The 13,608-nt window shown below is 66.5% G+C and carries 12 protein-coding genes; 3 read left to right on the top strand and 9 right to left on the bottom strand.

The genetic code is table 11. From position 1 onward, the window contains the following. Window positions 1–210 precede the first annotated feature (210 nt). From murD to FLG15_RS14615, 4 genes are read right to left on the bottom strand one after another with little or no spacing between them, the layout of a single operon-like run. On the bottom strand, window positions 211–1,617 hold the full coding sequence (murD, locus tag FLG15_RS14600; RefSeq protein ID WP_057677926.1) for a UDP-N-acetylmuramoyl-L-alanine--D-glutamate ligase: 1,407 nt from the start codon (window positions 1,615–1,617) through the stop codon (window positions 211–213). Then, entirely contained in the window at window positions 1,598–2,953 is a 1,356-nt protein-coding gene (gene murL / locus FLG15_RS14605; RefSeq protein ID WP_150146648.1) for a UDP-N-acetyl-alpha-D-muramoyl-L-alanyl-L-glutamate epimerase, read from the bottom strand. Before murL ends, murD begins: the two co-directional genes overlap by 20 nt. Beyond that, entirely contained in the window at window positions 2,950–3,408 is a 459-nt protein-coding gene (locus FLG15_RS14610; protein WP_017157219.1) for a hypothetical protein, read from the bottom strand. The genes murL and FLG15_RS14610 overlap by 4 nt, the downstream gene beginning before the upstream one ends. Further along, a complete protein-coding gene (locus FLG15_RS14615) occupies window positions 3,392–6,001 on the bottom strand; it encodes a bifunctional aspartate kinase/diaminopimelate decarboxylase (protein WP_057686969.1) in 2,610 nt (869 codons plus the stop codon). Before FLG15_RS14615 ends, FLG15_RS14610 begins: the two co-directional genes overlap by 17 nt. A gap of 180 nt (window positions 6,002–6,181) precedes the next feature. Between FLG15_RS14615 and FLG15_RS14620 the strand changes: the two genes are divergently transcribed. Both FLG15_RS14620 and FLG15_RS14625 read left to right on the top strand, forming a co-directional pair. Then, window positions 6,182–7,060 (top strand): PhzF family phenazine biosynthesis protein, encoded by an 879-nt coding sequence (locus FLG15_RS14620; RefSeq protein ID WP_057679635.1) that lies wholly within the window; start codon window positions 6,182–6,184, stop codon window positions 7,058–7,060. 31 nt (window positions 7,061–7,091) lie between these two features. Further along, window positions 7,092–7,973, top strand: a complete 882-nt coding sequence (locus FLG15_RS14625) for a PhzF family phenazine biosynthesis protein (protein ID WP_057679634.1) — start codon at window positions 7,092–7,094, stop codon at window positions 7,971–7,973. A 263-nt stretch (window positions 7,974–8,236) separates the two neighbouring features. On the opposite strand, the gene FLG15_RS14630 is transcribed toward FLG15_RS14625, so the two are convergent. The 5 genes from FLG15_RS14630 to FLG15_RS14650 form a co-directional block, all read right to left on the bottom strand. Next, window positions 8,237–8,812 carry a glycine zipper 2TM domain-containing protein gene (locus tag FLG15_RS14630; RefSeq protein WP_017157223.1) on the bottom strand — a complete coding sequence of 192 codons (576 nt, stop codon included), beginning with the start codon at window positions 8,810–8,812 and terminating at the stop codon, window positions 8,237–8,239. 152 nt (window positions 8,813–8,964) lie between these two features. Next, window positions 8,965–9,399 carry an OsmC family protein gene (locus tag FLG15_RS14635; protein WP_057679633.1) on the bottom strand — a complete coding sequence of 145 codons (435 nt, stop codon included), beginning with the start codon at window positions 9,397–9,399 and terminating at the stop codon, window positions 8,965–8,967. A gap of 306 nt (window positions 9,400–9,705) precedes the next feature. Then, a complete protein-coding gene (locus FLG15_RS14640) occupies window positions 9,706–10,653 on the bottom strand; it encodes an aspartate carbamoyltransferase catalytic subunit (RefSeq protein WP_057679632.1) in 948 nt (315 codons plus the stop codon). A gap of 13 nt (window positions 10,654–10,666) precedes the next feature. Then, window positions 10,667–11,134 carry a Holliday junction resolvase RuvX gene (gene ruvX, locus FLG15_RS14645; RefSeq protein WP_057679631.1) on the bottom strand — a complete coding sequence of 156 codons (468 nt, stop codon included), beginning with the start codon at window positions 11,132–11,134 and terminating at the stop codon, window positions 10,667–10,669. Beyond that, the gene (locus tag FLG15_RS14650; RefSeq protein ID WP_003489930.1) at window positions 11,127–11,693 is read right to left on the bottom strand and encodes a YqgE/AlgH family protein; all 567 of its coding nucleotides are present in this window, start codon (window positions 11,691–11,693) and stop codon (window positions 11,127–11,129) included. The genes ruvX and FLG15_RS14650 overlap by 8 nt, the downstream gene beginning before the upstream one ends. Window positions 11,694–11,771: 78 nt before the next feature. On the opposite strand from FLG15_RS14650, the gene FLG15_RS14655 reads away from it, so the two are divergent. Then, a complete protein-coding gene (locus tag FLG15_RS14655) occupies window positions 11,772–13,604 on the top strand; it encodes a DUF4153 domain-containing protein (RefSeq protein WP_057679630.1) in 1,833 nt (610 codons plus the stop codon). Window positions 13,605–13,608: the final 4 nt, after the last annotated feature.

The following is a 13,608-nucleotide window of genomic DNA, read 5'->3' on the forward strand; positions in this document are numbered from 1 at the left end:
CCGGGCGTATCCGCATCCGCATCCGTGGCGAGCTACGGTTTTCGGGGCGACCCGGGCAACGCCTTGGCCTCGGAACTGGGCCAGGCAGCAACACGTAGCGGACAGCCCTCAGGTGAACCTTGGACAGCGCTCAGGAGCGGCGCTATCGGGGTGAGACATCACGGCCGCGCCTGCCTGGAGGTGAACCGCGCCGGTTCCTGTCGGCGGCTTCTAGTGGATACCCAATCCGTCAATCGCGCTGATCGCTGCCGGATCGAACCCTGCCAGCTGGGCGAAATGCCGGCCGCGGGCTACGTAGTCGCTGTAGGCGCCGAAGCTGGGCGCCCCCGGCGAGAGCAGCACCACGCCGCCCTGCTCGCCCAGCGCAGCGCGCGCCAGTCCCATGGCGTGTTCGAGATCGTTGGCCGCATGCAAGCCGAAGCGCCCCGCCTCGGCCAGCGGCGCCAGCAATGCATGGATGCGTGGGCCGTTGGCGCCCATGGTCACGATTTCCAGCGGCGCCCGCTGCGCCATCTGCTGGGCGAAATCGTGCCAATCCAGCCCGCGATCATGGCCACCAACCAGTAGCGCCACGCGTCGCTGCGCAAAGCACGCCAGTGCCGCCAGCGAGGCATGAGGGGTGGTGCTGATCGAATCGTTGACGTAGCCGATGCCATCCACGCTTCCCAGCCACTGCAAGCGGTTCGGCAATGGACGAAAGCTCGCTGCCGCCGGCGCAAGTGCCGCCGCATCCAGGCCCAAGGCCTCTACCGCCGCCAGCACCGCGCACAGGTTGCGGCGGTTGTGCTCGCCCGGCAGCGGCACATCGGCGGTATCGAAAATGGCCTGCTCGCCGCGGTACACCACGTCGCCACGCAGATGCCAGCCGGCGGAATGATTGAACCAACGCACCTGGCTATCGGGTAACTGCAACCCGGCAAGCAGCGGGTCGGCAGCGTTGAGCAAGACAATCCGCGGCCGGCCTTCGGTTACCAGCGACAGCTTGTCGCGCACATAGCGCGCTTCGTCGCCATGCCAGTCCAGATGCTCGGGAAACAGATTCAACACCAGCGCCAGCTCGGGGCGCGCGCCGCTGCGCCCGACATCGCCGGTCTGGTAGCTGGACAACTCGATCGCCCAATACGCCGGTGGCGGCTGCGGTGCCAGCACTTCCAGCAAGGGCTGGCCGATATTGCCGACCAATGCGGTGCGATGCCCGGCCGCGCGCAGCAGGTGCGCCAGCAGCGCGGTGGTGGTGCTCTTGCCCTTGGTGCCGGTCACGCAAATGACGCCAGGCACGCTGCCGTCCGCCTGCGCGTGTTCGGCAAACCACAACGCGGTGCCGCCGATGAAGCACGTACCCTGCGCGGTAGCTGCCAGTGCCTCGGCGCGATACGGGCTGATGCCGGGCGACTTCACCACGATCTCGAATCGCCCAAGCGCCTGCGCGCTGGCATCGGTTTCCACCTGCAAGGCCGCATCTGCCAGCGCCTCGATCTCGCGCGCCTCTTCGGCGTTGCAGAACACCGTCAGCGCTTGCGTCGGCAGCTGCGCGCGCAGCGCACGATACGCTGCGCGTCCTTCGCGCCCCCAGCCCCACAACGCAACGGTCTTGCCTTCAAGCTGCGAAATTCGCACGCACGCGCTCCCACAGCGTCGACGGAACCCGGTGCTCGCCATCGATGGCCATGAGTGGCTCGACCTGCAGATCACTTGGGTCGAGTTGCGGCTGGATGTCACGGATGAAGCGCTTCACCAACGCGTCCTCCTTCCACTCGGCGCGGCTGGCCAGCACCGCCATCGCCGCGCGCGATTCGCGGCCTTCGCCCACGCATTCGAACGGCTTGTGGTCCTGGAATTCCAGCAGCGCGTCGTAGCCGCCGGCCTGGGTCGCATCGTCGAGCAGATTGCGTCCGAAGATGTTGACCAACCGCGTCTTGGGCATGAACGGCGCCAGCGCCAGGAACACGAAATGGCATTTCGGGCACACGCCGCACCAGCGATGCACCGGGCGCTCGCCCATGATGTGGAAGTTGCGGTTGCAGCTGGAAAAGTGCGCGTCGTAGTGATCGGTCTTGGCGAATTGCCGCGCCACCGCCAACTCGGACAGCGGCCGCAGCAACGAGTAATAGCGCAGATCGGCCGCCACATGCCGCTGCACGTAATCGCCGAATGCCTGCTCGAACGCCCAGCCCTTGGACCACTGGTGATTGACCTCGCCGGTGCCGGGAATCTGGCTGCCGTAGCTGGCCGAACGTTCGTTGGAGAACACCACCTGGTCCACCCCGTTGAGCAGCGCCGCCAGCACCAGGATGGCCGAGTTCACCGCGGTCACCGGGATATGCCCGTTCCACGCGCCCTGGCGATTGAGTTCGAATAATTCCGGTGCCAGCACGCGGCCGATGTTGAGGACCGGCAAACCGGTGCGTTCTGCACAGGCACGGATCAGTTGCGAACCGCCGATCCAGCTGACGGTCTGCGCCACGCCGGCCTGGCGCAGCGCCTCGATGCTGACCAGCGAATCCTTGCCGCCACCGATCGCCACCAGCGCATGCTCGCGCAACCCCACTGCCGGCGCGGCGGCAGAGGCCTGCGCCGCCACCGGGAAGTGGATCTTGCCGTGCAGATGCAAGCCATTTCGGTAGGCAAATTCGCCCAGGCCGTGCAGATACACGCTTTCCACCAGCGCGGCCGTCTCGGCATCGATGGCGTAGCTGTCGATGGCGATGTTCGGCGGCACAGCAGCCTTGAAATAACTGACCCCTGCAATGAGATGCAGCAGCCGCAACGCCTGTTGCACGGCAGTCGCCTGCGCGCCTTCCAGCACAAAAGGGGCGCCCGGCACTGCCACGGTCTCGACCAGCTCCGGGCCTTGATCGAAGGCATACACCAGCGTGGCCACGCCGGTCTGCGCGTCGAGTGCGCAACGCACGAAACGGAAGGTGGACATCTGATGTTTGTCGAAAGCGCTCATGGACTACCTGCAGAAACACGTACACGACGCAGATAACGTCGGCACAGGACATATTCAATCATGGAAAACGGCACCGCCGCCCATAGCAGCGGCAGGCAACCGATCACGAACAGCAGCAGCATCACGTCCGAGCGAATCACCGTTGCGTCGCCGGTGATGGCCAACGCGACCAGCAGATACAGCAGCAGCGCCGGCAGATAGCCAAGCGCACCCAGCACCACGGTGCGCAATGCCATGCCGCCGGCGTGCTGCGCTCGTGCCCGCTGGGCACGCCGACGCTGCCAGAGCGCTGCGCTCCACGCGCCGATGCCGGCAGCGACCAACGCGGGGATTGCCCACTTCAAGCTATCGGTCCACGGGGCCGGTTGCCCGGCGATGTCGATGGCGGTGGAAAACACCATCGCCACGCCACCGGCCAACGTGCTGAGTGCGACGAACTCAGCCAGTGGGCGCATCGATCACCTCTTCGCGCGGCAATTCGCGCTGATTGTAGGTGCTGGCCATCGAGTAGCCGTAGGCACCGGCATCGGCGACCAGCACCACATCGCCCGGCGCGGTGGTCGCAGGCAGCCGGCGACGCTTGCCGAACACGTCCGACGATTCGCAGATCGGCCCGACGATATCGAACGTACCATCGGCCGGCGCGTCGAGTTGGCTGAGGTTTTCGATGTCGTGCCAGGCGTCGTACAACGCCGGGCGAATCAAAGTGTTCATGCCCGCATCCAGGCCCACGCGGTGCACGCCGTCCTTCTCGATCACCTGGGTGACGCTAGCCAGCAATACGCCGGCTTCTGCCACCAGATAGCGGCCCGGCTCGATCGCCAGGCGGTAGCCCGGATGCACGGCCTTGACCTCGGCCAGGCCCTTGGCCCACACCTCCAGATCGAACGGCTCGTCTTCGGCGCTGTACGGAATCGGCAGGCCGCCACCGATATCGATGGTTTCCACCGTGCCGATACGGCGCGCGAAGCCGGCCAACTCGTCGTACATCATCCGCCAGTGCTCGCCGGTCTCCACGCCACTGCCCAGATGCGCATGCACGCCGGTGATGGTGAGTTCGAGCGTGCGCGCCACCTCGACAAATTCATCCACGCGCGTGGACGACAGGCCGAACTTGGACGCTTTGCCGCCGGTGTTGACCTTCTCGTGGTGCCCGTCGCCGTGCCCCAGATCGATGCGCAGCCAGATATTGCGGCCACGGAACACCTCGGGCCAGTTGCGCAGCGCTTCGACGTTGTCCACGGTCACCGTCACGCCCAGCGCGAAGGCCGCTTCGTATTCGGCCTTGAGCGCAAAGCTCGGCGTGAACAGCACGCGCCGCGGCGACAGTTCCGGCAGCGCCTGGAATACGCGGCGCAATTCGCCGTGCGAGACGCATTCCAGCCCGAAGCCGGCCTGTTCCAGCGCCATCAAGATGGCCGGATGCGCATTGGCCTTGATCGCGTAATAGCGCTGATCCACCGCGGCAATCTGCGCCAGCGCATGCGCACGCGCGCGCACCGTGGGCAGGTGGTACGCGTAACGCGGCGTGCCGGCCTTGGACAGCGACAGCAGATGCGCGCGCTCGGCATGCCACCACGGCGTGGGACGCGGACGTACCGAGCCGATGATCTGCCGCCAGCGCGGGCCGAATACCTCGCCCTCGCTGACCGGCATCGCGCCGCTGTCGATCAGTTCCGCGTGCAGGATCGGCAGCAAACCGTCGGCATCGGCTTCATCGATGACGAAAGTCAGGTTCAAGTCGTTGGACGACTGCGAAATCATGTGCACGCGTTCCTGCCCGAACGTGGCCCACACATCGGAGAGCTTGTGCAGCAGCGAACGCATGCCGCGCCCGACCAGCGTGATGGCCGCGCACGGCACGATGATCTTGACCTTGCAGATCTGCGACAGATCCGCCGACAACGCCGCCAGCACATCGGTGTTGACCAGGTTTTCCGAAGGATCCAGCGACACGGTGACGTTGGTCTCGGCCGAACCGATCAGATCCACCGACAGGCCATGCTTCTTGAACAGCGTGAACACATCGGCCAGGAAGCCGACCTGCTGCCACATGCCGATACCTTCCATCGACACCAGCACGATGCCGTTGCGGCGGCTGATCGCCTTGACGCCCAACACCGGCTCGGCATTGCCATCGATGCTGGTGCCCGGCAGATCCGGGCGTTCGGTGTCCAGGATCGCCATCGGCACGCCGGAATCGCGGCACGGCTTGATCGAACGCGGATGCAGCACCTTGGCGCCGGTGGTGGCGATCTCCTGCGCTTCGTAGTAATCCAGCCGGGTCAGCAGGCGTGCGTCGGGCACTTCCTTCGGGTTGGCGCTGAACATGCCGGGCACGTCGGTCCAGATTTCCACCCGGCTGGCGCCGAGCAGCGCACCGAAGTACGCCGCCGAGGTATCCGAACCGCCACGTCCCAGAATCGCTGTGCCGCCATCGGCATGCCGCGAAATGAAACCTTGCGTGATCAGCAAGCGTGTCGGCTGCGCGGCGAAACGCGTGCGCCACTCCGCATCGGACTGCCACTGGCACGACACCGACAGGCGCTTGGACCATTCGCTCTGATTGGGCTGCGGCGGCAGCGCCGACAGCCACTGGCGCGCATCCAGCCAGCCCATGTCCAGGCCGCTGGCATGCAGATACGCCGCACCGATGGTGGAGGACAGCAACTCGCCCTGCCCCAACACCTCGGCCTGCCACTCCAGCGTGCGCGTTGCAGCGCGCGCGTCGCCCAGCAAAGCATGCAGCGCGGCCAGTCGTTCGCCCAGCACCGCATCGGCGTCCAGTTCGAGCTCGGCCAGGAAGTCGCGATGGCGTTGGTCCAGTGCCGCCACGCGCTGTGCGCTATCGGCGGCGCCGTCGGCAATGGCGGTGAGCTCGTTGGTCACGCCCGACAATGCGGACACCACCACCAGCACGCGACCGCCGGTCTCGTTCGCCCGTTTGCTCGCCAGTTTTCCAATCGTGTCCCAGCGATGACGACGCGACACCGAAGTGCCGCCGAACTTGAGGACGATCCAACGATCGGTAGAGTGGGGAGCTGACATTGAGATAGGCGTTTAGGATGGGGGGAAGATGCCCGGGATGCCGAGCGGAACCTCCGATTCTACTGCCAATGCCGCTCGCATGACCCCGAGTGCGATCACAGCGTTCCGTCGCACGTCCACTGCCGTATCGGTTTGCACTGCAACCATCGCCGCGCTCCCTTCGATCGAGATTTCCCCAGCATGAGCAAGCACCGCTATCTGCAACTGGATGTTTTCGCCGCCCGGGCCGGCAGCGGCAACCCGCTGGGCGTGGTCTTCAATGCAGAGACGTTGTCGTCTGCGCAGATGCAGCAGATCGCCGCGTGGCTGGATCTGTCCGAGACCATCTTCTTCCTGCCGGTCAGCGTGCCCGATGCCGACTACCACATCCGCATCTTCACCCCGCGTGCCGAGCTGCCATTTGCCGGCCACCCCAGCGTCGGCGCAGCGTGGGCGGCGGTGACCCACGGCGTGACCGCGTACAAGCCCGACGGCCGGCTGCGCCAGCAATGTGCGGCCGGCGTGCTGCCGGTCGAGGTATTCGACCGGCACGGCGCCTTGCTGGTACGACTGCGCGCACCGCGCGCACGCACCATCGACACGGGCGACACGTACGCCCAGGCGCTTCGTGCCGCCTGCACTGGCCTGCGCGCGAGTGCGCAGCCTGCCGCGCTCTGGAACAACGGCCCGAACTGGTGGCTGCAGGAATTGGCCGACGCGCAGGCGGTACGGCAGGCAGCCCCGGACCTTGCCGCCATCGCGCGCCTGACCCAGGCCAGCGCCGCCGTTGGCCTGGCCATCTACGCGCCCGTGCACGATGGCGATGCCGACCTGGTCGTCCGCGCGTTCTGCCCGGGCGATGGCATTGCGGAAGACCCGGTCACCGGCAGCGCCAATGCCTGTATTGCCGCACGCTTGCACGGCGAAGGCCGCCTGCCCGGGGCGGGATCGCGCTACCTCGCCAGCCAGGGCCGCGAGGTTGGCCGCGACGGCCGTGTCCATGTGGAGGTGGACGCGCAAGGCGAAGTCTGGATTGGCGGAGCGACGCAGCAGGTGATCGACGGCCGCATCGATTGGTAAGCTGCCGCGCCCTCACCGCGGATCGACGCTCATGACCACTCGCCGTTTCCTGCAATTGGATGTGTTCTCCGCACGCCCCGGCAGCGGCAATCCGCTGGCGGTGGTGCTGGATGCGCAGGGCCTGGACGATGCGGCGATGCAGGCCATCGCACGCTGGACCAAGCTGCCGGAAACCACCTTCGTCTTTCCCGCCGAAGGCGCACACAGCAGCTACCGGCTGCGCATGTTTTCGCCGCAAAAAGAGGTGCCGTTTGCCGGCCATCCCAGCGTGGGCACTGCACATGCCGTGCTCGAAGCCGGCCTGGCCGCACCACAGGACGGCGTCCTGGTGCAGGACGGCATCGCGGGTCGGTTGCCGCTGCGCGTCGAGCAGCGCGGCAGCCACCGCAGCATCGCGATCCGCACGCCACGCGCGCGCGTGGCCGAGCAGGTGAATGCCGACGATCCGCGCCTGCGCGATGCCTTGCAGGGCTGGCCGCTGGGCACGCTACCGCCTGCGCTGATGGACGGCGGCCGCACCTGGTGGGTGGTCGAACTCGCCAGCGAAGCGGCGTTGCGCGGCCTGCAGCCGGACTGGGACGCGATTGCCGGATTGGCAGAATCCACCGGCAGCATGGGCGTGTTTGCGTATGCACGCGCCAACGCGCCAGGCACCTACGATCTGGCGGTACGTGCCTTCGTCGGCAATGGCCGGCGTTTCGAGGATGCGGCGTCCGGCGCGGCCAATGCGGTCCTCGCCGCATGGCTGGACAGCCGTGACGCATTGCCCGGCACCGACCGTCGTTATGTCGTCAGCCAGGGCCGCGAAATCGGCTTCGATGCCCTGTTGGAACTGAACATCGACGCAGATGGTGACGTGTGGTCGGGTGGCCAGGTGCAGACGGTGATTCGCGGCACGTTGGACTGGGCTTAGAGCGGCAGCAACGCTGCTGCGCACGGATCCAACGCAGCGGGATGGCCTGCAGGTGCTGCCAATTTCTGATCACGGCCGGTGCACCGGGCATCAACGCTTGCGTGAAACAGCAAGGCGCCCGGCATCGATCAGCGCCGAAGCATTGTTGAGGCGCTATTGCAGGCCGCAATCACCGCGCAAAACGCAAGAACGCTGCGGTTGCCCGCAGCGTTCTTTTTCAGCCAGATGCCGGAACCAGCGGCACCGCATGCATCCGGCACCGATCAGTCAGGGCGAACGTCCACGCGCACCCGGATACGGTCGCCCGGGTTGTAGTCGCTACGCGTGTGGTAAGTGCGGCCGGCGTATTCGTAGGTGACGTCATATCCATCCACACGGTCGCGCTCGCGACGGTAGGACACCGGCTCGCACACCCTCACATTGCCCTGATACGTGCGGTGATTGGCCTCGTAGATCGAGCGTCCCGCCGCGACGCCCGCCATGGTGCCCACGGCGGTGCCGACCAGACGACCATTGCCGCCGCCGACCTGGCTGCCGAGAACGGCGCCCGCAATGCCGCCGATGACGCTGGCAACGCCGCGATTGGACACACCGGCCTGAGCATAGCCACCGTCGCGGTAGTACCCGTCATTGCTGGTGTAGTAACCGTCGGCGGGACGATCGTAGCAACGTTCGCTGGTGCGTTCGTTGTACGAGTCGGCAACGATGATCGGATCCACGCGCACGACGCGCGCGTATTCGTAGCGGCCATCCTCGTAGCCGCTGTCATAGCGCTGTGCCGTGGCATTGCCCGCCACGACCAGACCCATCACCAGAGCACCAAGCACGAGAGTTTTCATTGCGGCAGCTTCATAGGGAGGACACGCTGCCGATGCTCGGCCTGCGCCAGTGAAACCGCACTGAACCAACCCGGCCACGAAAAGCCCTATTCAGGTTGCCGCCAGCTGCGCGCGCCGGGCGTCTACGCCGACGCGTCGCAGCGGTATCGGCACTAGTTGGAAAACTCGCTTTCCAGGCTGATCGGCACGGCGCTCAGCGCCTTGGACACCGGGCAATTTTTCTTGGCGCTGTCGGCCAGCTCGCGGAACTTGGCCTCGTCGATGCCCGGCACCACGGCCTTGAGCTTGAGGCGAATCTGCGACAACTGCGGGCCGCCTTCCATCGATAGATCCACATCGGCGCGCGTATCCAGCGAGGCCGGCGGAAAACCGGCTTCGGTCAACTGCGCAGACAACGCCATGGTGAAACAGCCGGCATGCGCAGCGGCGATGAGCTCTTCCGGATTGGTGCCCTTCTCGTCGCCGAAGCGGCTGCTGAAGGCATAACGGGTGTTGTCCATCAGGCCGCTCTGTGGCGTGCTGAGCTGGCCCTTGCCGGTCTTGAGGTCGCCTTCCCAGTGGGCGGTGGCGTGACGTGAAATACCCATTGCAATCTCCTGCGCTGAAAGGAGCGCTCACGATAGGTGAGTGGGTGTTAGCTGGTGGTGCTGGGATTCGGGATTCGGGATTCGCAAGAGCAGACCGCCGGGCACGTTAGGCAGCAAGCGACTGTTTGTCTGCACGCATGACGTTGCGCATCGAACGTCACCGCGCAACGGGCCACGATGTACGTTCGGGGAGAAGCGGCTGTCTCTTCGCAATCACCGATGCATGGATCAAAGGCCACCGCGCGTTGGTTGCGAGGTGGCATTGCCGCTCGTGGAGCGGCTAACAAGAGGCATGCGCAGCCGTGCTCAGCCGAGCAGGGTTTCCAGCACGGCCATGCGCACGGCGACGCCGTTGGCGACCTGCCGTAGCACGCAGGATTGCGCGCCGTCGGCCACTTCATCGGTGATTTCCACGCCGCGGTTGATCGGGCCCGGGTGCAGCACCGCGGCGTCGCGGCCGGCACGCGCCAGGCGCTCGCGGGTCAGACCGTATTCGGCGTGGTACTGCTCCAGCGAGGGCACCAGGCCTTCTTCCATGCGCTCGCGCTGCAGGCGCAGCATCATCAGCGCATCGGCACCTTCGAGCATCGCATCGAAATCCTGGCCGACCACGCAGCCCTCCAGTATGCCGTCATCGGGCAGCAGGCTGGCCGGGCCGCAGACGCGGATCTCGCCGGCGCCCAGCGTGCGCAAGGCATGCAGGTCCGAGCGCGCCACGCGCGAGTGCTTGACGTCGCCGACGATGACGACCTTGAGCTTGGAAAAATCGGTGCCCTTGGCCTGGCGCAGGGTGAGCATGTCGAGCAGGCCCTGGGTGGGATGCGCGCTACGCCCGTCGCCGGCATTGATCAACGCGGTGCCCTCGCCCGCGGCTGCGGCCAGCGCTTCCACCGCGCCGTCGTCGGGGTGACGCACCACGAAGCCGCGCACGCCCATCGCTTCGAGATTCTTCAAGGTGTCGCGTGCGGTTTCGCCCTTGCGGGTGGAGGAGGTGGATGCATCGAAATTGAGCACGTCCGCGCCCAGCCGCTGCGCCGCCAGATGGAAGGAGCTGCGCGTGCGCGTGGAGGGTTCGAAGAACAGCGTGCACACCGCCGTGCCCGCCAGCACGCTGCGCTTGCCCACACGCCCGACCGCCGCATCGCGGATCTGGCCGGCGCGGTCGAGCAATTGCAGCAGGGTGGTGCGCGGCAGTCCTTCCAGGGTGAGCAGGTGGCGCGGGCGTCCGTCCGAATCGAGTTGCATGGTGGTCATCGCAGGTCGGGAGTCAAGGAAGAAAGGTGGCTTGGTCGGGCGCGGCCAACCAGCGTTCGACGATCACCGCGGCGGCCATCGCATCGAGCGCTTCGGCATCGCGGCGGCGCTTGCGCCCATCGGCACGCTCGCGCGCGAAACGCTGCGCAGCCTCAACCGAACTGGAGCGCTCGTCGATCAGCACAACCGGTCGCGCGTAGCGCTCGCGCAGCTGGCGGGCGAACGCGTGTGCGCGTTTGCGGGCGGGTTGGTCCTTGTCGTCCAGCGTGAGCGGGTCGCCGACCACCAGACCATCCGGTTGCCATTGCTTGTAGACGCGGTCCAGCGCAACCCAGTCCGGGCCGTTGGCATGCACATTGATGACGGCCACCGCGCGCGCGCCGGCACCGAGCGCGGTTCCGACTGCCACGCCGATCCGGCGCGACCCCACGTCGAAGCCCAGCACCGTGCCATCGGGGCGAATCGCGCCCGCCTCAGGCATGCCCGGAATAATCCGTGAGCCGGAACAGGTCCACGCCGATGCGCCCGGCAGCGGTCTGCCAGCGATCTTCCAGCGCGGTCGCAAACAGCACATTGGCATCCGACGGCGCGGTGAGCCAGCTGTTCTCGCCCAGCTCGAATTCCAGCTGGCCGGCGCCCCAACCCGCGCAGCCCAAGGCGACCAGCGCATTACGCGGGCCGTTGCCGGCCGCCATCGCTTCGAGGATGTCGCGCGAGGTGGTCAGGAACACGCCCTGCCCCACTTCCAGGCTGGAATCCCATTCGCGCGCATCGTCATGGATCACGAAACCGCGCTCGGGATGCACCGGCCCGCCGCTGAGCACGACCTGCTCGCGCAGCGGCTCGTCGTCGGTGTCGATGCCCATCTGCGACAACACTTCGCCCAGGGTGTATTCGGAGGGCCGGTTGACCAGCACGCCCATGGCGCCGTTCTCGTCGTGCTGACAGATCAGCGCGACGCTGCGCGAAAAGGTGGGGTCGGACAGCGCCGGAAGCGCAATCAGCAGTTGGTTGGCCAGAGGCGTGGGCAAAACGGACATGGCCGCATTCTAGCCGTTCGCTTCGCCGCGCGCAGAGCCGCTGCCATACTTGGCGCCTGACGCCGCCAAGGACCGACGATGCCGACCATACCCGCCGCCGCACTTGCCGATACGCCACTGCCCCGCCAGACCCGCGCCTGCATCGTACTTGTCGCGCTGCTGCAGGGCTGCCTGCTGTATCTGGCCGCATGGGGTGAACAACAGGGCGTGCGGCCGTTCAACGATCTGGGGGTTCGGATCTGCTGGTACACCATGGTGTTGACCGTACCCAGCCTGGTGCTGCTGAGTCTGCAGCATCTGAGCGATTGGCGCCTGTGGCAGCACGTGGCCGTCAGCACCCTGGTGCTGGCCGCCCTGGCCAGCTGGGCGGCGTGGAGCGCCACAGGCGCGCCAGCCCTGCAGACTGGCGAGGTGCTGTGGTCGTTCACTTTTACCGTCACGGTCGGGTGGTTCGTCGCCCTGCCCTGGCTGCAGCACCGGCAACGGCACGGCCATTGGCGGGCCGGCTACCACGATCTGTTTGAATTCGCCTGGCAGAACGCGCTGACCCTGGCACTGGCGCTGCTGTTCGTCTGGGTGTGCTGGATGGTGCTGTGGTTGTGGGCCAGCCTGTTTGCACTGGTCAAGATCATGGTTTTCCGGGAACTGTTCCGCGAACAGGCCTTCATCTATCTGGCGACCGGCATCATCGCCGGGCTGGGCATCCTGATCGGGCGCACCCAGCACCGCGCGGTGCAGGTGATGCGGCAGATCCTGTTCTCGCTGTGCACCGGCCTGCTGCCGTTGCTAGCAGGCATCGCGCTGCTGTTCCTGCTGGTGTTGCCGTTCACTGGGTTGCAGGCGCTGTGGCAGACCCGTTCGGCGGCGTCGATCCTGCTGAGCCTGGTGTTCGGGCTGGTGCTGTTCACCAATGCGGTGTACCGCGATGGCAGTGTGCAGCCGCCGTATCCGCGCTGGCTGCGTCGGGTGGTTGAGGCCGGCCTGGTCATCCTGCCGCTGCATGCGGGGCTGGCGGCCTATGCGGTGGCGTTGCGTATTGCGCAGCACGGCTGGACCAGCGAGCGTCTCTGCGCCGCGTTGCTGGCCGTGTTGGCGCTGGGGTACGCCCTGGCCTACGCGTTTGCGGTGCTGCGGCCACGCGCCCACCGTTGGCTGCCGCATCTGGCCAGCGGCAACAAGACGCTGTCGTGGGTGGTGATCGGCCTGGCGATCCTGGTCAACACCCCGTTGCTGGACCCGTACCGCATCACTGTGCGCAGCCAGATGCAGCGGCTGGCCAACGCCACGCCCGACGCCGTGAACAAGAACCTGGAGTTTCTGCGCTTCGAGAACGGTCGCCGCGGCTATCTAGCGGTGCAGTCGCTACGCCAGGACCCCACCTTTGCCGGCGACGCGGTGCGCAAACAGAAGCTGGAGCGGCTGCTGGCACGCACCACACGCTGGAGCGACGATGAGGACCCCGAGCATCCGCAGACCAAAGAACTGACCGACCTGGCCCAGGTCCGTACGCATGTGACCGTGGCGGCGGGCAAGGCAGAGCCGCCTGCGGATTGGTGGAACTATCTGATGACCTCGACACCGCGCCTGCAGGATCGCGGGGAGTGCACGCAGAACGACAGCAACTGCGTGGTCAGCAGCGACGACCTCGACGGCGATAGCAAACCCGACGTGCTGTTGTGCAATGTCAAAGGCGAGTATGCGATCGACTGCGTGCTGCATGCACGCAACCAGCAGGGCTGGTACCAGGCAGGCACGACCCGGCTCTATTCCGGCAGCGTCAATGCCCAGAATGCATTGCGCGAGGCCCTGCGCAACGGCCAGATCCAGACACGGCCACCCCGCTGGCCGGACCTGGTGCTTCCGGGCGACCGCCGCATCAGCATCAAACCGACAGAAGAAGGCATCAGGTAGATCC

It is taken from the genome of Xanthomonas phaseoli pv. dieffenbachiae, from assembly GCF_008639345.1.
In the GTDB taxonomy this organism is placed as follows: domain Bacteria; phylum Pseudomonadota; class Gammaproteobacteria; order Xanthomonadales; family Xanthomonadaceae; genus Xanthomonas; species Xanthomonas phaseoli.

Coding starts and splice junctions, on each gene's coding strand:
- FLG15_RS14640 (WP_057679632.1), bottom strand. CDS start 10,653: ATGACCACCATGCAACTCGATTCGGACGGACGCCCGCGCCACCTGCTC.
- FLG15_RS14650 (WP_003489930.1), bottom strand. CDS start 11,693: ATGTCCGTTTTGCCCACGCCTCTGGCCAACCAACTGCTGATTGCGCTT.
- FLG15_RS14615 (WP_057686969.1), bottom strand. CDS start 6,001: ATGTCAGCTCCCCACTCTACCGATCGTTGGATCGTCCTCAAGTTCGGC.
- FLG15_RS14620 (WP_057679635.1), top strand. CDS start 6,182: ATGAGCAAGCACCGCTATCTGCAACTGGATGTTTTCGCCGCCCGGGCC.
- FLG15_RS14610 (WP_017157219.1), bottom strand. CDS start 3,408: ATGCGCCCACTGGCTGAGTTCGTCGCACTCAGCACGTTGGCCGGTGGC.
- FLG15_RS14655 (WP_057679630.1), top strand. CDS start 11,772: ATGCCGACCATACCCGCCGCCGCACTTGCCGATACGCCACTGCCCCGC.
- FLG15_RS14630 (WP_017157223.1), bottom strand. CDS start 8,812: ATGAAAACTCTCGTGCTTGGTGCTCTGGTGATGGGTCTGGTCGTGGCG.
- FLG15_RS14635 (WP_057679633.1), bottom strand. CDS start 9,399: ATGGGTATTTCACGTCACGCCACCGCCCACTGGGAAGGCGACCTCAAG.
- FLG15_RS14625 (WP_057679634.1), top strand. CDS start 7,092: ATGACCACTCGCCGTTTCCTGCAATTGGATGTGTTCTCCGCACGCCCC.
- murL (WP_150146648.1), bottom strand. CDS start 2,953: ATGAGCGCTTTCGACAAACATCAGATGTCCACCTTCCGTTTCGTGCGT.
- ruvX (WP_057679631.1), bottom strand. CDS start 11,134: ATGCCTGAGGCGGGCGCGATTCGCCCCGATGGCACGGTGCTGGGCTTC.